Raw genomic sequence first — 19,339 nt, forward strand, 5'->3', positions numbered from 1 at the left:
CGGATCGCGGCCGGCGCAATTTTCGGCAGGGACGGCCCTCGCGCAGGCGCAGGAAATTATAGTGCAATTTCTTCCATCGGCCGAAGACGGGACGCTTCCGCCGGTCGGTTTTCCGCCACAGTGAAAAAGCGAAATGGACGATTTTCATGAAGAAGGAATTGACTTTTGCGCTGGAGTTTGCTATAATTTTCATCGAAGGGATCATTACAAAGTCATTGCGATGGTCTGGCGGTTCGGTGGCGATTGAGTCGTGGGTGCCGGAAACGTTTTTTCCCTGTAAATTATGGTGGGGGATTGAATCATTGCACACCGAATGGCGTCGTTGGTTCATTGTGATTTCCGGGGAATACGATATAACATGTAACGAGGTTCCGGCGGATTTGCCGGTGGGGGGAACGGAGGGGGAAGAGCCCGAATGGCCGGAACGGCAATCAACACGGAAGGAAATGCGATGAAATTGGTCAGTGGTTGGCGGTTGGTATGGTTATGCGCGATGCTCTGGGGGCTCCGCCTGGCGGTTGTCGGTGCGGATTTGCCGCCGGTCTATGCGTTTCCGGTGCCCGAACGGGAGGCCGGGCAGCGATCGGCTCTGGCGATGCGTTGTGAGCCGCTGGAAAAAGTCCGGGTCGCCTTTGTCGGCGTCGGGGCGCGGGGATTGGATGCGGTGCGCCGTTTTCGCTATCTGTCCGGGGCGGAAACCGTGGCGGTGGCGGATGTGGCGCCGGAGAACCTGGCGGAAGCGAAGAAAATCCTGGCCGGGGTTCCCGGAGTGGATTTCTATGACGGCGCGGAAGACTGGAAAATAATCTGTCGGCGCGACGACGTCGATTTGGTTTATATCTGTACGCCGTGGGATCTGCATGCGCCGCTGGCGGTCTATGCGATGGAGCACGGCAAGCATGTTGCCGTGGAGGTGCCGGCGGCACTGACGATCGAGGAGTGCTGGCAACTGGTGGACACTTCGGAGCGGACCCGGCGGCACTGTATGATGCTGGAAAATTGCAACTATGACTTCTTCGAACTGACGGTCCTGAACATGGCGCAGCAGGGCGTGCTGGGGGAAATTGTCCATGTCGAGGGCGCCTATATTCACGATTTGCGGGATTACCAGTATCACGGTTATTGGAATCACTGGCGGTATGAGCTGTCGAAGCAGCGTAACGGCTGCCTTTATCCCACCCATGGCATCGGCCCGGTCGCCCATGTGCTGAACATCCATCGCGGCGACCGGATGGAACGGCTGGGGTCGATGTCCACCGGCCAGTTCGGCATGTCCGCCTATGCGGCGCGGGAATTTCCGGCCGATTCCCGGTTCAATCAGGAGACACCGAAACTGGGGGATATGAATACGACGCTGATCCACACCGCCAACGGCAAAACCATGCTCATTCAGCACGATGTCACCAGTCCGCGTCCCTATGACCGGAGATTCCTGGTTTCCGGCACCGGCGGTTTCGCCCAGAAATATCCGGTGGAAGGGGTGGCGCTGGAGCCGAATGCCCATGCGTTCCTTGCCGGGGAAGCCCGGGAAGAACTGTTTCGCCGTTACGAACATCCGTTCAGCCGGGAAATCGGCGAAGAGGCCCGCCGGGTCGGCGGCCACGGCGGCATGGATTTCATCATGGACTACCGGTTGATCTATTGTCTCAACCACGGCCTGCCGCTGGACCAGGACGTCTACGACGCGGCGGAGTGGAGTTCGCTGGTGGAATTGTCGCAAAAGTCCATTGAACTGGGCAATGCGCCGGTCGAAGTGCCGGACTTTACCCGGGGAGAGTGGAAACGGCTGGACGGCGTGCATTATTATTCCGCCGGCGAACCGGACTGCTTGAATGAAACGAACCAGACGACGGGAGGAAACAATTGAACATTCATCTGACTATACTGGATTGGTGGATCATCGGCGGCTTTTTCGCGTTGACGATTCTCATCGGGATTGTTGTTGCTAAAGTCGCCTCGAAAAGTCAGGAAGAGTTTTTCCTCGGCGGCCGCAACATGCCGTGGTGGCTGCTGGGCTTTTCGATGGTGGCCACCACCTTTTCGACCGACACGCCCAATCTGGTGACTGATTTCGTCCGCCGCTACGGCGTCTTCGGCAACTGGTCGTGGTGGTGCATGCTGCCGACCGGGATGCTGACGGTGTTTCTCTATGCGAAATTATGGCGCCGTTCCGGCACGGTCACCGACCTGGAGTTTTACGAATTGCGCTACAGCGGCCGGGCGGCGGCGTTTCTGCGCGGCTTCCGGGCGGTCTACCTCGGTTTGCTCTTCAACGTTTTGATCATGGCTTCGGTGTCGATGGCCGCCATCAAGATCGGCGGGGCAATGCTCAACCTGGCGCCGTGGCAAAGTGTCTTGTTCGCGATGACCGCCACGGTGTTGTTCAGTTCGATCGGCGGTTTCCGGGGCGTGCTGATCACCGACTTCGTGCTGTTCATCCTGTCGATGGTCGGCGCGTTCGGTGCGGCGTATTTCGCGCTGAAGCAGCCGGAAGTGGGCGGCCTTTCCGGGCTGCTGGAAAAAATGACCGCGTCGGCGGAGGACGCCCGGAGGCTGGAGGCGTTCGGCTACTCCGGCGCCGACGCGCTGATCACCTTGTTCATCGTCCCGTTTGCAATCACCTGGTGGAGCATCTGGTATCCCGGCGCGGAGCCGGGCGGCGGCGGTTATCTGGTGCAGCGGATGCTGGCGGCGAAAAATGAAAATCACGCGGTGGCGGCCTCCCTTTTCTTCAATGTCGCGCATTATGCGCTGCGGCCCTGGCCGTGGATTCTGGTGGCGCTGGCCTCGCTGGTGGTATTTCCCGATTTGAACGCGATCCGGGCGGCGCTGGGCGGCACGCTGCCGGAACATCAGGTCTCTCACGATGTGGCGTATTCGCTGATGCTGACCCGTTTGCCGGCCGGCTGGATCGGTTTGGTGCTGGCCAGCCTGATCGCGGCGTATATGTCGACGATTTCGACCCACCTGAACTGGGGGGCGAGTTATCTGGTCAATGATGTCTGGAAACGTTTTTACCGGCCGCAGGCGTCGGCGCGCGAATTGGTCTGGATGGGCCGGCTGTTCACCGTGCTGTTGATGGTGATCGCCGGGGTGGTCGCCCTGCAGCTTTCGTCGGCTGTCGATAATTTTCAACTGATTCTGTCGATCGGCGCCGGCACCGGTTTGCTGTTCATGCTGCGCTGGTTCTGGTGGCGGATCAACGCCTCCTGCGAAATCATGGCGATGGTGGCCAGTTTTATCTTTGCCGGGCTGTTCCGGTGCTGGCAGAGCTGTCCGTTGAGCGATTGGCAGCAGACGGCGGCGGCGGTGGGGCTGACTACGCTCTGCTGGCTGCCGATGGCCTGGCTGGGGCCGCAGACCGATCGCCGGGTGTTGTGGAAGTTCTGTGCCCGCATCAATCCCGGCGGCAGCGGCTGGAAAAGGATCTTCCGCGAGGCGGCCGCCGCCGGCGAGCCGGTTCGGCCGGAACACCCTGCGCAGAGCATTCCGGCCGGTATCCTGGCCGCCGTTTTCAGTTGCGTCGCCGTCTACAGTATTTTGCTGGGAACGGGGGAATTCATCTATCTGCGCTGGGGGCAGGGGTGCTTGTTCCTGGCGGTCGCCCTGCTGGCCGCTGCGATCTGCTGGCGCTGCTGGAAAAAGATGAATCGCGTTTGAGACAAAATGTGCCAGACGCCGGGCCGCGTTTTGCGAACGCGCCTGGAATGTTTTTTCAAAAATACCGGAACAGCGCGAAAAGCCGGGTCGAAGCATCGGTGCCGGCAAAATTGCTGTGCCGGAGGCCGGGAAGCCAGATAATTTCCCGTTCGGTCCGCAACAGCGGCAGGCCGTCCCGCTTCGCGTGGGGAATTTTGGCGTCGATCAGCAGCTTTTTGACTTTGAGCCGCCGGCCGTTGAAATCGGTGAGCCGGTCGCCCGGCCGGCGCGTCGTCAGCAGCAGTTGGTCCGGCAATCGCGCCGCGTCGAACAGCGCCTGGTCCGGCGGGAGCGGCAGCGGGGGCGTTGCGGTCAGCAATTGCACTTCGAAACGGCAGTTGTGCCAGGAGATTTGCCGGACTTGCCGCCAGGACCAGACGATGGTTTCCGGCGGCATTCCGGCCGGCGGTGTTTCCACCGTCAGTTGGCCGTAAGCCAGCCGCAGGCGGACTTGTCCGTTGAGCGGGATGGTACAGGGCGCCGGCTGGGCCAATGACGTCGACAGCCGCTGCAGCAACGCGGCCGGCGGGATGAAGTCGCGGTGAAGCCGGGCGGACAGAAAAAGGCGCAGCACTCTGCCGCGCAGGGCCGGATGCAGTTGCTGCCAGAAAGCCAGCGGTGTTGCCGCTTCGCCGGCGATTTCCCGGTAGGCCTCGGCGGCGCGTTCTTCCAGGTAGATTGCGTCGCATTCCAACGCTTCCAACGCCCGCTGGAAACCGCGCCGGGCCGGCGGAAATCGGCGGTAAAGAGCCGGCAGCACTTTCAGCCGCCAGTAATTTCGCAGAAAAACGCTTGCGGCGTTGGTCTCGTCCCGCCGCCAGTCGGTGATGCCGTTCTGGAGCAGGAATTGTTCGATTTCCCGGCGGGAAATATGCAGCAGCGGCCGCAGGATCGGGATGCCGCCGACGACGCGGAACGGCCGCAAATTGGTCAGAGAAGAGACGTTGCCGCCGCGCAGCAGCCGCAGAAAAAGGTTTTCCACCGCGTCGTCGGCGTGATGTCCGAGCAGCAGCGCCGCTTGCTGCCGGCCGGCCAATAGAGACCGGAATGCTTCCAGCCGCAGCCGCCTGGCGGCCGCCTCCAAACTTTCGCCGCCGCGCCGGTTGGCCGGAACCTGTAGCGGCAGCAGCCGGAAGGGGATGCCGCGCCGGGCGGCGAATTGGCGGCAGTATTCGGCGTCGGCCAGACTGGCCGTGCCGCGGATGCCGTGTTCGCAGTGGACGGCGACGACTGCAATCCGGTAAGGCGCGGCGAAACGGGCGGCCAGCAGCAGCAGCGCGCAACTGTCGGCGCCGCCGGAAAAGCCGACGAAAAAGGTGCCGCCTTGCCAGGCTGCCAGCAGAGCTTCGATGCGGTTAAAATCCATGATAAAACCTTCCGGAACGGTTGAATTGTCGGACCTTCGGCCTATAATATAAGATGAATTGAAATCTTTGTAAAGAAAGGATCCGAAGAATGGCCTACATTGTCGCGGCGACCGCCAACTTGCACAAAGTCGAAGAGTATCGCGAGTTGCTTGCCGATCAGAAAGTGGAGCTGAAATCGCTGGCCGATTATCCGAATTTTCCGGAAGTGGAGGAGGATGGCGCGACGTTCCGGGAGAATGCCGCCAAAAAGGCGTTGAGCGCCTGTATTTATTGCGACGTGCCGGCTTTTGCCGACGATTCCGGACTGGTCGTCGACGCGCTGAACGGCGAACCGGGGATTTATTCCGCCCGATATGCGCCGACCGAGGCGGAGCGAATTGCCAAAGTCTTGCAGAAGCTGGCGGGCCAGACCAACCGGAAGGCCCGTTTCGTCTGCGCCATCGCCATCGCCGCCAACGGCGAAGTGATCGAGACGTTTGAGGGCGTGGTCGAAGGGTCGATCATCGAGGCGCCGCGCGGCGCGAACGGTTTCGGTTACGATCCGATTTTCGTGCCGGACGGCTATACGCAGACTTTTGCCGAAATGCCGGCGGAGTTGAAAAATAAGATCAGCCACCGGGCGAAGGCGTTTGCCAGGGCGTTGGAATTCGTCGAGGACGAAATGTCCGTGCTGGATGACGATTTTTGAGCGCGGGAGGAAATTGACATGGCATCGGATTTTGTTCATCTGCATCTGCATACCCATTACAGCCTGCTGGACGGCGCCTGTACGGTCAAGGGCCTGATCGAGCAGGCGAAGCTCTACGACATGCCGGCGGTGGCGATGACCGACCACGGCTATATGGGCGGCACCCAGGATATGTACCAGAATTTCACCAAGGCCGGCCTGAAACCGATCATCGGCTGCGAAGCCTATGTTTCGCCGACGACCCGGTTCGACCGCAATCCGTCCAATCCGCGCATCCGCGGCTATCACCTGGTGCTGCTGGCCAAAAATATGGACGGTTATCACAGCTTGTGCAAGCTGCTGAGTGAGGCTTATATCAACGGCATGTATTACAAGCCGCGGATCGACAAGGAGATTTTGCAGCAGTACCACGAAGGGCTGATCGCCCTGTCCGCCTGCATCGGCGGCGAGGTGCCGTCGGCGGTCCTGAATGACGATATGGCCGAAGCCGAGCGGCTGATCGGCGAATATTGCGAGATCATGGGACGGGACAATTTTTACCTTGAATTGATGGATCACGGCATGCCGGAGGAGCGCAAGGTCAACCGTGCGCTGGTGGAATTCAGCAGGAAACTCGACCTGCCGCTGGTGGCGACCAACGACGTTCATTATCTGAAAAAAGAGCACGCCAAGGCGCATGAGATCATGCTCTGCATCCAGACGCAGGCGAAACTGGACGATCCGAAGCATTTCCGTTTTTCGGCGCCGGAGTTCTATTTCAAGAGTCCGGAGGAGATGATGGCGCTGTTCAAAGAGTTGCCGGAAGCGATCACCAACACGCGGGCCGTCGCCGAACGCTGCGAAATCGAGTTCAAATATGCGCCGCACGTCAACCATTATCCGGTGTTCAATATTCCCGATCCGGCCGTTTCCGAGAAGGAATACCTGCGCAACTTCTGTATCGAAGGCATCAAACAGCGTTACGGATTCGATCCGCGTTCGGAGAACCTGACCGATTTCCAGAAGACCGTCGTTGAACGGATGGATTATGAACTCAATATCATCGACGGCTCGAAATACTGCTCTTACTTTCTGGTGGTCAGCGACTTCATCCGGTATGCGAAATCGCAGGACATCCCGGTCGGACCCGGCCGCGGCAGCGGCGCCGGCAGCCTGGTGGCGTATGCGACCGGCATCACCGATATCGAGCCGCTGCGGTTCAATCTGCTGTTCGAGCGTTTCCTGAACCCGGAGCGCGTCAGCCCGCCGGACTTCGACATCGACTTCTGCGAACAGCGCCGCGGCGAAGTGATCGATTATGTGCGCAACAAATACGGTCATGACAGCGTGGCGCAGATCTGCACCTACGGCACCTTGAAAGCCAAGGCGGTGATCAAGGATGTCGCCCGGGTGCTCGGACATGATTTCGAACATGGCGACCGGATCACCAAATTGATTCCGGCTGATCCGAAGATGACGCTGGCCAAGGCCCGCAAGGAGTCCAAGGAGCTCAACGAACTCATCGAGAAAGAGGATTGGGTCAAGGAAATTTTCAGCTATGCCGAGGTGCTCGAAGGGATCAACCGGCAGTTGGGCATCCACGCCGCCGGCGTGATTATCGGCGACCAGCGGCTGGACAATTTGGTGCCGCTGGCGCGCGGCGCCAAAAATGAAATCATCACCGAATTTCCGAGCGTGCCCTGTGAAGAGCTCGGTTTGCTGAAGATGGACTTCCTCGGCCTGCGGACGCTGACCATCATTCACAATGCGGTCAACCTGATCAGGAAATCGCGCGGCTTTCATCTGGATATCTCCAATATTCCGCTCGACGATCCGAAAACCTACGAGTTGCTGAACCGGGGCGACACCGTCGCGGTGTTCCAGTTGGAATCCACCGGCATGCAGAATCTCTGCCGCCAGTTCGGCGTGGAGACCATCGAGCATATCATCGCGTTGCTGGCGATCTACCGGCCGGGGCCGATGCAGTTCATCCCGCAATTCATCGCCCGCAAACGCGGCGATGAGGAGATCGTCTACGAAAATCCGAAGATGGAGCCGTTGCTGAAGGAAACCTACGGCATCATGCTCTATCAGGAGCAGATTATGCAGGTGGTGCAGGTGCTGGCCGGATTTTCGCTGGGCGGCGCCGATATCCTGCGGCGGGCGATCGGCAAGAAGAAGGCCGACGTGCTGGCGCAGCAGAAAGCAAAATTCGTCGCCGGCTGCGCCGAACACAGCGGCATCAACGAAGCGGTGGCCAATGCGATCTGGGATAAAATCGAGATGTTTGCCGGCTACGGCTTCAATAAATCGCACAGCGCCGCTTACGCGATCGTCGCTTATCGGACCGCTTACCTGAAAGCCAATTATCCGGTGGAATTCATGGCGGCTATGCTCACCAGCGAGCTGGACAACGCCGAAGAGATCGCGTTCCTGATCAACGCCTGCCGGGAGATGCACATCAAAGTGCTGCCGCCGGACGTCAACGCCAGCGATATCAGCTTCGGCGTTTCCAACGGTTCGATCGTTTTCGGGCTCGGGGCGATCAAAGGGGTCGGCGAGGCGGCGGCCGGCCGGATTATCGAGGCGCGCGAGAGCGAAGGCGCTTTCAAGGATTTCACCGATTTTTGCGAACGCTGCGGCGATGCGCTGAACTCCCGGATGATCGAACATCTGACCCGGGCGGGAGCGTTCGATTCGCTCGGTCTGCGCCGGTCGCAGATTCTGGCGATCGCCGAACCGACGATGAGTTATGCGGCCGGCCGGATCAAGGACCGCCAGAGCGGGCAGGGGTCGCTGTTCGACCTGCTCGACGACGGCGACAAGGCGGAAATCTGCACGATTCCGGTGCCGGATATTCCGGAGTTTGATCCGGACGAGATTTTGAAAAGCGAAAAGGAATTGCTCGGATTTTATGTGACCGGTCACCCGTTGGCGCGCTATGCGGAGTTGATCAACACGATGTCGACGTTGAAACTGCGCAACCTCGACCAGTTGGGCGACAACGTCGGCGTGCGGATCGGCGGTATGATCAAGAGCGTGCAGAAGAAATACAGCAAGAACAACAACAAACCGTTCATGGTTTTGACGCTGGAAGACCTCGACCACAGCGCGGAATGCATGATCTATGAGCGCGGTATCGAACGACTGGAGCAATCCGGCATCGAACTGACGCCGGAGATGCCGATTTTCATCGAAGCGTTGAGCAGCCGGCGGGATGAAAGCGAAAAACCGCGGCTGATTATCGAGAATGTCGTGACGATGCAGCAGGCGCCTGAATTGTATACCGAAGAGTTGCTGCTTTATCTGTACGAAAAGAACACCGACGCCGCCTTGCTGGATCATTTGAAAGCGCTCTGTTTGGAGTATCGCGGCGAAACGCGGGTGATCCTTTGCGTCAGTTGTCCGGAACCGCAGGAGCGGGTGGTTTTCGTCGAGGTGAGGGCGTTCACGGTGCGCGTCTGCTTCGAACTGCTGGAACGCCTTACTTCGCTGCTCGGAGAGCAATGCTACAAACTGAAACCGAACAAAAAGGTGCCGGAAGCCAGGGCGCGCAATTGGACGCCGCGGCCGGTGATGCAGAATTGAGCGGACCTCCAGCGCCGGCGCCGGCTTGCAGTAGGCCGGACCGTCGAAAAGTCCGCGTATAAAACCGGGATATCGGCGGCGGCCGGAATTATGGCGCCGGCGCCAAATCCGGTTCCGGCGGCTGTTCCGGCTTGAGAATCCGCTGCCGATGTTCCAGGTCGTAGAATTCCCGGCGAAACGGCAGCGCGTATTCGCCGAGCAAATCAACCGGCAGTCCGACCGCGGCGCTGAATTTTTCTTTGTTCAACAGCAACGGCCGGCAGAAACGGTTGATGAAGCAGATCAATTTTCCCTCGTCATCAACAGTCGGCGCGCCGCCTAACAGCAGTTCGCCGTAAGCCTCGTCCGGCTGCCCGGACAGCATCAGCGCATTGGCCTTCAACAGCCGGGCCAGGGTCAACAGCTCCTGCTTTTTCACATCTTCATCCGGCAGCCGTTCGGCCCGTTTCCGCAATTCGGCCGCGCCGTAGGCTTGACAGCCGCCCTGTCCGGCCAGACCGGCCGCCAGGCTGTAAGCCAGCCAGAAGCCGGGTTGCTCCTGTTCGGCGGCAATGCCGGTGAAATAAACTTCCAGCCAGGCCGCCGGCATCTTTTCCTCCAGCAGCCGCAGGTAATCGTTGGCCAGATAAAAGGACAACGGAAATTCCCGGACCGCCTCGGCAAACAATTGGTCGCTGCCGGCGATGTCGTGTTTCCAGCCGTCGATGAACCGGTTGACGCCGGATTCGCCCATCGCCAGATTTTCCGGCAGCAGGCGGTCATCCCAGGTGAAACGTACCGGATAGTACAGCGCGGAATCCTGGTCCAGCCTGTCCAGCAGGGCTTGTGCTTCCGTATTTTCCGGCTCTCGGCGAAGCGCCATCTGCGCCAGCACCATCGCCTGAACCGGATTCGGCGTAATCGCGTTCTTGTAATCATCCGCCAGGGCGAGCATCGCCGGCAGAATGCCCCGCTCGGCCGCCCGCGTCAGATAAGCGATTGCCTCCGGCGTGCGCTGTTCTCCCGGCTGGCTGGCATAAATTTCCAACAGGGCGGGCGGATAATTCAAGTCGGCCGCCAATTTCAACAACTGTTCCGCCCGCGTCCGCCGGCTTTCATCCGCTGTGTCCTTCAAGTGTTCGTAGGCGGCGAAAATTGCCGGCGGATATTTCTTTTTCATCGCCCGTTCCAGCCAGTTGACTGCCGGGGTCGTCTTGCCCTGTTCCCGGTAAACCCGGGACAGCGCGTATTCCGCCTCCGCATAACCGGCTTCCGCCGCCGGCAGCAGCAGTTCGGCCGCTTTGGCCAAATCCCGCTCGACGCCGCGGCCTTCCAGGTACAAAAGTCCCAGTTTCATCTTTGCCGGGACAAAATTTTCCTCCACGCAGAAGCGGTACAGTTCCACCGCCCGCGGCAGGTCCTCTTTCAAACCGCGGCCATGTTCGCAGGCATCGCCGAGCAGGTAGAGCGAAGTCAAATTCTTTTGGCGGGCATATTCACTCAACTGCGGTATGACCACCTCGTAGAGCTTGTCGGCCCGCTGCCGGTCCGGCAACGGCGTGCCCCAGCCGTTTTCCAGCATTACCGCCTGATAGTAAATCGCCGCCGGGTGGTTGCCCAGCGCCGCTTCCCGGAAATAATCGGTCGCCGCCTGATAATCGACGCCCCCTTCGCCATAGCCGAGCAATGCCTGCTGGCCGAGTTCCGTCTGCGCCGGACTGCTGCCGTGACGGGCCAGTTCGATCAAGCGCTCCTGTTTCGAAGTGGTCAGCGTGTACATCCAGTCGCTGTCGCTTTCGCAGCCGGTTGCCAGCAACAATAGTCCGGCGGCGGCCAGCCGAATCGAAATCCGCTTTTTCATGGCATTCTCCCTCAGGAATCAGCCCGGCAAACCGAGGTTATCTCGGATTCCAGGTGAAGCCCATGTTGAAATGAAATCTGAGTTTGCTCGACAAACCGTCAACATTGTTCAACACCGGATAAGCCAGATCGAGCTTCACCGGCGCATTCAGATAAGGCACCTTGATGCGCAGGCCGTAACCGACGCCGACATTGAAATTGCCGATGCCGAAACTGTAGGGATTGCTCCAGACGCTGCCGGCGTCGACGAACGCCGCGCCGCGGATGAACTGCCAGATCGGATGACTTATTTCAGTGGTCAGCAACAGCATCGACGAACCGCCGACATTGTGGTCGTCCTTGTCGACCGGCGACACTTCCCGGTAGGGGAAGCCGCGCAGCGTATCGCCGCCGCCGAGGAAATAGCGTTCGTACAACGGCACCGTATTGTCGCCGTCGAAATCGTCAATGACGCCGATCTTGCCGCCGATGTGCCAGATCAGCGCTTTGTCGAGGAAGGAATAATAATAACTTCCCTGGCCTTCCAAACGGTAGAAATTGTGCGACGAGGCCAGAATTTTCAGCGCCGCCGCCGACAGGAAGCTGACCTGGTAACCGCTGGTCGGCTCCATCAGGCTGTCGCGGGTATCGCGGTTCAGCAGCAGCGATACTTGGCTGACCCAGTCGTGCGTCTGCAGGTCGCGCAATTCCTGCGACAAACCGCGGCTCATATCCTTGACGTCGACCCGTTCGAATTTATAACCGAGCGTCGCGCTGGTGAAATCATCGAAAAACCGACGGGTCAGCGCCATGCGGCCGCCGATGCGGTCCTCCTGCCAGTTGTCGTAAAGAATCTGGTTGACATAGGCCGAGAAATCGAAGCGCAGCGGCAGATCGAACAGCCACGGTTCGGTGAAATCGAGGTTGACCATACTGCGTTCAAGGCCGCCGATCGCCTGCAGGCGCATCCGCTGGCCGCCGCCGAGGAAATAGTTGCTCGGTTTGGTGATGTCCATGTTGATGTTGGACAACTCCACCATACCGGCCAGACTGTTGAAGTCGGAATACCCGGCGCCGATTTTAAAACTGTAGAAGTCCTTCTCCTTCACCTCGAAATGGACATCGCGCTCACCGACTTTGTCGGCGTTGGCGGTCACCGCCTTGACTTCGTCGAAATAACCCATCCCCATCAGGCGCGATTTGCTGGCTTCCACCCGGTTCGGGTCGAGCAGGTCGCCGTCGTGGATCACCAGCTCGCGGCGGATCACCTTCTCCTGGGTCAGTGTATTGCCGGAAATCACCACCTTGTTGACCGTGTATTTCCGGCCTTCGTTGATATCGAAAATCACCTTGACGGTATGGTTCGTGAAATCGGCCTGGCGTTCCGCCCGGCAACTGACATCGGCATAGCCGTGCGTTTCGTATTCTTTGGTAATCGCCTCGCAGGCGGCCGTTTCCAGCGCATAATCGAAAACCTGATCCGGCTTGAGCTTGATCAGCGCCAACAGCTCGTCGGTCGGCAGCACCTGATTGCCGACCAGTTCCACGCTGCTGACCCGGTAGGGTTCCCCTTCGAAAATTTTGAAATTGATATCGACGTATTCCGGATCGTCCGCGGTCGGCGTCACGGTAATGTCCTCGACCTTGAAGTCGAGATAGCCGTGATTCCAGTACAAGTCGCGCAGCCGCGCCTTGTCCAGTTCCAGTTCGCCGGAATCGAACAGCCCCCAGCCCAGGATGGAGATCCAGCTGAAATAACTGTGCCGGTTGGCGATGGCGCCGCGCATGTCCGACGCATCGACGGCGGTGGCGCCGTCGAATTCGACGTCGTTGACCTTCAGGCGCAAATGCTCCTCGATGTGAAAGGTGACGGAGACTTCCTGCTCGCCGGTTTTCTTCACCAGCGGAATGATCCGCGCTTCGTTGTAGCCTTTGTCGCGGTAAAATTCCCGCAGCTTCCGGGTGCCTTCCTCCAACTGGCGGTTGTTCAGCAACGTTCCCGGCTGAATGGCGACCAGATTGCGCAACTCGGCGGTCTTGAATTTCTGGTTGCCTTCGAAGATCACTTCCGACACTTCCGGATTGAGCTGGACTTTGAACACCAGCACCAGCCGTCCGTCCGGCAGTTCCTGCGTCTCGAACACCACATCGGAAAAATAACCGCTCTTCGACAGCCGGGCGATATCCTCCCGGACGATGGCCGGGTCATATTCCGTCCCGGCACGCTGCTGAATATTGTACAACAGCAGCTCTTCCTTCTGCGGATGTTTGCCCTGTTGCTCAATTTTCACTTCGGCAATCTGTTCGGCCCAGGCCGAAGATCCCAACCCGAAGGCCATCACCAACGCCAGCTGCCACTTATTCAGTTGCTTCACAAAAACAGGCCCTTTCCTTATTCGACGTGAGCCGGACGATCAGCATCGCTGAAACGGCTCTCACTGCAAAATTCCATTCGTTGCGGGAAGAAACGCAGCTTGACATAGCCGGTCTGTCCGTTACGGTTCTTTTCGACGATCAATTCGGCTTCCAACCCGTCGCGCAACGACTCCGGCGTGACGATTTTCGCCTCGTCGCGGTCGCGGTGCAGGAAGGAAACGATATCGGCATCCTGCTCGATCGCCCCGGATTCGCGCAGATGGCTCAGTTTCGGGCGGCTCGAGGCGCCGGCGGTTTTTTCCACTTCCCGGTTCAACTGCGCCAGTACCAGGATCGGCAGATTCAATTCTTTGGCCAATTGTTTGATGCCGCTGGAAATTTCGGCGACTTCCTGCTGGCGGCTGTCGATCCGGCCGTCCGCTTTCATCAACTGCAGATAGTCGATGACGATCAACTCGATTTTCTCGTTGTAATAAAGCCGCCGCGCTTTGGCCCGCAATTCGGCGATGGTCAGGCCGCCGGTCGGATCGATGAAAATCTTGGCCTTCCGGAAAACGCTGACCGCCTGGGTCAATTTCGGCAGTTCATCGCTGCGGAACGAATGGTCGTAGAAACAGCTTTCGGAAATTTTCGCTTCCGTGCACAGCAGCCGCCGGGCAATCTGGTCGGCGGTCATTTCCAGGCTGAAGAACGCGATCGGCCGCTGCCGGTTGCCCTGCAGCGCGACATTGCGGATAATATTCAGCGCCATCGACGTTTTGCCGATCGACGGGCGCGCCGCCAGCACGAACATCTCCCCCGGCTTCAATCCGGCCGTCATCCGGTCCAGGTCCGGGTAGCCGGTCGGAATGCCGACTTCGACTTCATGGTTGATAATCTGCTGAATGCGCCGGAAGGTCTCGACGATGCCGTCCTTGATCGGCACGATGTCGCTGCGGGTATTCTGGTTGCGTACTTTGAAAATATCCGTTTCGATCTCTTCGACGACGGTTTTCGCATCGGAATCGGCGTCGTAACATTTGACCAGCGCCTCGGAACAGACCGCGATCATTTTGCGCAATACCGCCAGCTCCCGGACGATGGAACACCAGCTTTCCAGATTGGCGGTCGTCGCGATGCAGTGATAGAGTTCCGCCAGGAACACTTCACCGCCGATGTCTTCGAGCCGGTTGAGCTTGTGAAGGTGGTGGGCGACGCTGATCAAATCAATCTGCAGCTCGCCGGCGTTGTGCAGATCCCAGATCGCCTGAAAAATTTCCCGGTGAATATGCGAATAGAACACCTCGGCGGAGCCGAGATGTTCGATCGCCATATCCACGCACGGACGCGGCTCGCGCAGCATCGCCGCCAACACCGCCCGCTCCGCATCGAGATTGTGCGGCTGGGGACGGTCGCCGGCGACGACACCGGGTGTCGCCGCGCCTGCGAATGGTCTTCTGTCATCCGGCATAATCAGGCACGGACAACCCAGACTTTGACGGTGGCATTGACGTCATGATGCAATTTGATTTCGACATCATAACTGCCGAGCTGCTTGATCGGCTCATCCAATTTGATTTTCTGATGTTCCACTTCATAACCGCTCTCCGCCAATTTTTCGGCGATGGCGCGGGCGCCTACCGAACCGAACAACTGATCGTCTTCGGAAGCCTGCGCCGCGATGGAAAGCTCCACCTCGGCCAGTTTGGCGGCCAGCGCCTGGGCGGCGGCCAGCTCTTCCTGGCGGCGCTGCTGGATCTTTTCCTGACGGGCCGCCAGCAGGCGCAGCGTGCCGGCGGTGGCTTTGGCAGCCAGGCCGCGCGGCAGCAGATAGTTGCGGGCATAACCCGGCGCCACCGACACTTCCGCGCCGGCCAGACCGAGGTTCTCGACATCTTCGAGCAAAATAAGTCTTACGTTAGCCATGACCAAAATTCTCCTTCAGATTAATAAACCAGGCTGATGATTCTGGCCCGCTTGATCGCCATGCTGAGCATCTTCTGGTGGTTCAGACAGGTTCCGGTAATCCGGCGCGGCAGAATTTTGCCTTTTTCCGTCTGGAATTTTTTCAATGTTTCAGCATCCTTGAAGTCGATGTAATTGACTTTCGCTTCACAAAAACGGCAAATTTTCGGCTTGGCAGCCTGTCTTCTGCGTGAACTTCTCTTCAGCATTTTATTTTAAGCCTTTCTAAACTTGTTGCCAAATTTTCAAATTTCCCCCGGCCGGCGGCCGGAACCTTGTTACCCGAATTTAAAATGGAATGTCGTCATCGACGTCATTGCCGACGTTGAACGCGTCGTCCGGCAGCGGCGGCATGCCGCCCGGACCGGCCGGCGCGCCGCCCTGATTGTAACGCGGCGCTTCATTCTGTCGCGGCGGCGCCTGATAATACCCGCCGGGGCCGTTGCCGCCGCCCTGCCGGTAGTTGCCGCCGCCGCCGCCGGAATACTGCTGCGGCTGTTGCGGCGGCTGGCCGGCCCCGTAGTCGCCGGCCGTCCCGCCGTCCTCGCCGCGCCGTCCGCCCAGGAATTGCACCTGTTCGGCGACCACCCGCAGCCGGCTGCGTTTGGTGCCGCTGTCGCGGTCCTCCCACTGGTCGTATTGCAGCCGGCCTTCGATGAACACCTGCGAACCTTTGGTCAGGAACCGGCTGCAGGTCTCCGCCGGCTTGCCCCAGACGACAATCTCGACAAAACAGGTTTCATCGCGTTCCTGATTGTTCGACACGAAACGGCGGTTGACCGCGATGCCGAATTCACAAACAGCCGACCCGCCGGGCGTATAACGCAACTCCGGATCACGGGTCAGGTTTCCGAGCAAAAAAACTTTGTTAAGCGAGGCCGCCATGGCAAGGATCCTCCATTTTTCCGGGCTGTTGATTCATGAAATGGTTTGTTTACGCCTGCTCGACGACCAGCGACGTACGCAACACCTCCGGACGCTCGTCCGCCACGGTCATATTGCGCAGGACGCGCTCGTCCAACCGGTATTTTTCTTTGATCTCGATCACTTTGACCGCGTCCAGTTCAAACGCGAAATCCCAGTAGATGCCGCCTTTGCGCTTCTTGATCTCATAGGCGAATTGGTTGCGTCCCATCGCCTTGGCTTCGGTCAGCCGGCCGCCGAGTCCTTCGATGAACGCGGCAAATTCCTTGCTGAACGCCTCTCCTTCATCCTCAACCTTGCGGATGTCCAGAATGAAAATCGATTCATATTTTTTCAAAATAAAATCCTCCCAAAAATTTGATTTCTGCTTCCACTTGCTCTTATACAGAATGCTTCGCCGCCAGTTCGGCGGCCAGATCGCGGCCGTTGAATTCATTCATCGCCGCTCCGACGCCGCGCGCCAGCGCGCACACTGCCGCTTCGGTCGCCGTCTCCAGGACCAGTTTGAGCAGCGGCTGCTCCTCAACCCCGAAGGGAGACAGCACATAGTCGGGCACTGCCGTATGACCGTCCCGGCCGATCCCCAGCCGAAGTCGGTTGAACCCGCCGCCGCTCAATTCCTCCAACATCGATTCGATCCCGCGATGACCGCCGGACGAACCGCCGCGCCGCAGTCGGATCCGCCCCAGCTCCAGGTCCAGATCGTCATGCACCACCAGAATTTCTTCCGGCATGATATTGGCGCTGTTCACCAATTGCCGCACCGCCACACCGCTCAAATTCATATAGGTCTGCGGCTGCTGCAAATACAAATTGCGTCCCCGGAACCGTCCCTGCCAGTAGAAACTGTTCAGGCCGTGCCTCTTCTCGAAGCTGCCGGGAAGTGCGGCCAACAGCGCATCCAGCGCCATAAATCCGATGTTGTGCCTGGTGGCGGCATATTCTCCGCCGGGATTGCCCAGCCCCACCACCAGCCGGATCGGATTCGCTGTCTGCATCGTTCAAGTTTTCCGCTGAATTGCCGAACCGGTTACTTCTTGTCCTCAGCCGGAGCCGCTTCCGCTTCCGCCGCGGCGGCCGGAGCTTCCTCTTCCGCACTCTGCGCCATCACGTGGAACACCGCCATCTCCGGATCGGAAACCGCCGTGATGCCTTCCGGCAGCACGATATCCTTGACTGCGATGGTATCGCCGATTTGCATGCCGCTGACGTTGACTTCCAATTTTTCCGGCATATTCATCGCCGAACCGCTGACTTCGATGTGGTGCATCAACTGATCCAGCACACCGCCCCGGTTCGTTCCGGCCGCCACGCCCAGCGGATGGACCGCCAGCGTCGCATGGATCACCGCGTGGACGTCGACTTCCTGGAAATCGATGTGCACGACATAGCTCTTCATGTAATTGATCTGCACTTCCTTGACCACCGCGGCGGTCTTCCGGTCGCCTTCGTTCAGAAACACGACGGAGAAGTCATGCTTGCTCAGCACTTCCCATTCGTTCTCCTTCAGAAAGATCGCCCGTCCTTCCTTGCCTTTGCTGTAAATAATGGCGGGGACCAGGCCCTTCTTCCGGGCCCGGCGCGAAGCATTCCTGCCGAATTCGCTTCGTGCGGTCACCGCAATCTCGTGAACTGTGCTCATACAGTCTTCCTTTTCTTGTTTATGATTGGTTCAATGTTTTTCACATTTCATTGGCAGCTATTTTTCCGGCCGTGGGGCCGCCTCAATCCTTGGTATAGAACAGCGACGAAACCGATTTGCCCTCGTGAATCCGTTGGATCGCCTCGCCGAGCAATGGCGCGACGCTGACGACTTTGACTTTGCCGCCGAGATCGTCGTCAAACGGCACCGCATCGGTGCAGATCAGTTGCTCGATCGCCGGCGTTTCCAGAATCCGCTTTTTGCCTTCCTCGCTGAGCATGCAATGCGAAATGGCGCAATACACTTTGGCCGCGCCGTTCTGCTTCAGCAAATTGGCCGCCGCGCAAAGCGTACCGGCGGTGGAAGTCAAATCGTCGGTGATCACGCAGACTTTGTCCTTGACTTCGCCGACCAGATGCGAACTGGCGACGCTGGTGGCGCTCAAACGGCGCTTGGCGACGATGGCGAAGCCGCCGTGGAGCATGTCGCAATAGTACATCGCCATCTTGGCGCTGCCGGAGTCCGGCGCGACGACGACCGGATCCGGACCGAGGATGGTCTTCAGATACGGCACCAGCGCCGGGCGGGCATAGAGATGATCCACCGGGATATCGAAAAATCCCTGGATCTGCTGGGAATGGAAATCCATCGAGAGAACCCGGCTGGCGCCGGCAACCGTCAACAAATTGGCGACCAGCTTGGCGGTGATCGGCACTCTCGGCTTGTCTTTGCGGTCTTGGCGCGCATAGCCGAAAAACGGCAGCACGGCGGTGATCCGGGCGGCGGAAGCGCGTTTCGCCGCGTCGATCATGATCAGCAATTCCATCAGATTCTCATTCGGCGGCGAACAGGTCGGCTGAATGATGAAGACATCGGCGAGCCGGACGTTTTCACCGAACTGCACGAAAATCTCGCCATCAGGAAATTTGGTCAGATTGACTTTGCCGAGCGAAATGCCCAGGTAATCGGCAATCGCCTGCGACAACGCCGGATTGGCCGATCCGGAGTAGACGCAAATGTGTGTTGCTGCTTCCATTTTCTCTCTGTTGGTTTCAAGTTTTTAAGTGAAACCCGCCGCAACACTTTCCGGCAACGCCATCGTCCGGCTCCGGATTCGACCGGAACCGCCGTCGGCGATGCCTTGAAAACCTTGCGGGTCGCCGACCGGTCGGACGGCTGTGATCACTGCGCCAAACCGCGATGATCAAGGTTTCATTCGATCAATAAACAAATTGTCTTAAAACTCTTAAAAATACTCTCGATTCGGTTTTTTGCAAATTTTTCCGGGCCATTTTTTCATAAAATAAGTGTACA

The 19,339-nt window shown here is 58.8% G+C and carries 16 protein-coding genes; 5 read left to right on the top strand and 11 right to left on the bottom strand.

Features of this window, described 5'->3' with window-relative positions; all coding sequences use genetic code 11:
* Positions 1-146: 146 nt before the first annotated feature.
* The 3 genes from HWX74_RS09160 to HWX74_RS09170 are packed head-to-tail and all read left to right on the top strand — an operon-like array spanning position 147 to position 3,660.
* Positions 147-455, top strand: a complete 309-nt coding sequence (locus tag HWX74_RS09160; protein WP_176013250.1) for a hypothetical protein — start codon at positions 147-149, stop codon at positions 453-455.
* On the top strand, positions 452-1,867 hold the full coding sequence (locus HWX74_RS09165) for a Gfo/Idh/MocA family protein (protein WP_217704907.1): 1,416 nt from the start codon (positions 452-454) through the stop codon (positions 1,865-1,867). Before HWX74_RS09160 ends, HWX74_RS09165 begins: the two co-directional genes overlap by 4 nt.
* Positions 1,864-3,660: a sodium:solute symporter family protein gene (locus tag HWX74_RS09170; RefSeq protein ID WP_217704908.1), complete on the top strand. Its 1,797-nt coding sequence runs from the start codon at positions 1,864-1,866 to the stop codon at positions 3,658-3,660. The genes HWX74_RS09165 and HWX74_RS09170 overlap by 4 nt, the downstream gene beginning before the upstream one ends.
* Before the next feature lie 55 nt (positions 3,661-3,715).
* Here HWX74_RS09170 and tilS read toward each other — a convergent pair whose 3' ends face one another.
* Positions 3,716-5,065, bottom strand: coding sequence for a tRNA lysidine(34) synthetase TilS (tilS, locus tag HWX74_RS09175; protein ID WP_176013251.1), 1,350 nt, complete (start codon positions 5,063-5,065; stop codon positions 3,716-3,718).
* Positions 5,066-5,154: 89 nt separating this feature from the next.
* On the opposite strand from tilS, the gene rdgB reads away from it, so the two are divergent.
* Positions 5,155-5,754 carry an RdgB/HAM1 family non-canonical purine NTP pyrophosphatase gene (rdgB, locus tag HWX74_RS09180; RefSeq protein ID WP_176013252.1) on the top strand — a complete coding sequence of 200 codons (600 nt, stop codon included), beginning with the start codon at positions 5,155-5,157 and terminating at the stop codon, positions 5,752-5,754.
* A gap of 18 nt (positions 5,755-5,772) precedes the next feature.
* A complete protein-coding gene (gene dnaE / locus HWX74_RS09185; protein WP_176013253.1) occupies positions 5,773-9,321 on the top strand; it encodes a DNA polymerase III subunit alpha in 3,549 nt (1,182 codons plus the stop codon).
* Between the two features lie 88 nt (positions 9,322-9,409).
* Here the strand turns inward: dnaE and HWX74_RS09190 are convergent, their stop codons facing one another.
* The 10 genes from HWX74_RS09190 to HWX74_RS09235 all read right to left on the bottom strand — a co-directional run bounded on the left by HWX74_RS09190 (position 9,410) and on the right by HWX74_RS09235 (position 19,061).
* A complete protein-coding gene (locus HWX74_RS09190) occupies positions 9,410-11,161 on the bottom strand; it encodes a tetratricopeptide repeat protein (RefSeq protein WP_176013254.1) in 1,752 nt (583 codons plus the stop codon).
* Between the two features lie 37 nt (positions 11,162-11,198).
* The gene (gene bamA, locus HWX74_RS09195) at positions 11,199-13,514 is read right to left on the bottom strand and encodes an outer membrane protein assembly factor BamA (RefSeq protein ID WP_176013255.1); all 2,316 of its coding nucleotides are present in this window, start codon (positions 13,512-13,514) and stop codon (positions 11,199-11,201) included.
* Between the two features lie 17 nt (positions 13,515-13,531).
* Entirely contained in the window at positions 13,532-14,965 is a 1,434-nt protein-coding gene (gene dnaB / locus HWX74_RS09200) for a replicative DNA helicase (protein ID WP_176013256.1), read from the bottom strand.
* A gap of 2 nt (positions 14,966-14,967) precedes the next feature.
* Positions 14,968-15,420 carry a 50S ribosomal protein L9 gene (gene rplI / locus HWX74_RS09205; RefSeq protein ID WP_176013257.1) on the bottom strand — a complete coding sequence of 151 codons (453 nt, stop codon included), beginning with the start codon at positions 15,418-15,420 and terminating at the stop codon, positions 14,968-14,970.
* Positions 15,421-15,440: 20 nt separating this feature from the next.
* Positions 15,441-15,668 carry a 30S ribosomal protein S18 gene (gene rpsR, locus HWX74_RS09210; RefSeq protein WP_176013258.1) on the bottom strand — a complete coding sequence of 76 codons (228 nt, stop codon included), beginning with the start codon at positions 15,666-15,668 and terminating at the stop codon, positions 15,441-15,443.
* A gap of 79 nt (positions 15,669-15,747) precedes the next feature.
* Positions 15,748-16,344 carry a single-stranded DNA-binding protein gene (locus tag HWX74_RS09215; RefSeq protein WP_176013259.1) on the bottom strand — a complete coding sequence of 199 codons (597 nt, stop codon included), beginning with the start codon at positions 16,342-16,344 and terminating at the stop codon, positions 15,748-15,750.
* 49 nt (positions 16,345-16,393) lie between these two features.
* Complete coding sequence (rpsF, locus tag HWX74_RS09220; protein ID WP_176013260.1) at positions 16,394-16,720, bottom strand: 30S ribosomal protein S6; 327 nt, start codon at positions 16,718-16,720, stop codon at positions 16,394-16,396.
* Positions 16,721-16,763: 43 nt separating this feature from the next.
* The gene (gene pth / locus HWX74_RS09225) at positions 16,764-17,381 is read right to left on the bottom strand and encodes an aminoacyl-tRNA hydrolase (protein WP_217704909.1); all 618 of its coding nucleotides are present in this window, start codon (positions 17,379-17,381) and stop codon (positions 16,764-16,766) included.
* A gap of 32 nt (positions 17,382-17,413) precedes the next feature.
* A complete protein-coding gene (locus HWX74_RS09230; RefSeq protein WP_176013261.1) occupies positions 17,414-18,025 on the bottom strand; it encodes a 50S ribosomal protein L25 in 612 nt (203 codons plus the stop codon).
* Positions 18,026-18,107: 82 nt separating this feature from the next.
* Entirely contained in the window at positions 18,108-19,061 is a 954-nt protein-coding gene (locus tag HWX74_RS09235; RefSeq protein WP_176013262.1) for a ribose-phosphate pyrophosphokinase, read from the bottom strand.
* Between the last annotated feature and the right edge of the window lie 278 nt (positions 19,062-19,339).

The organism is Victivallis sp. Marseille-Q1083 (assembly GCF_903645315.1).
Lineage (GTDB): Bacteria > Verrucomicrobiota > Lentisphaeria > Victivallales > Victivallaceae > UMGS1518.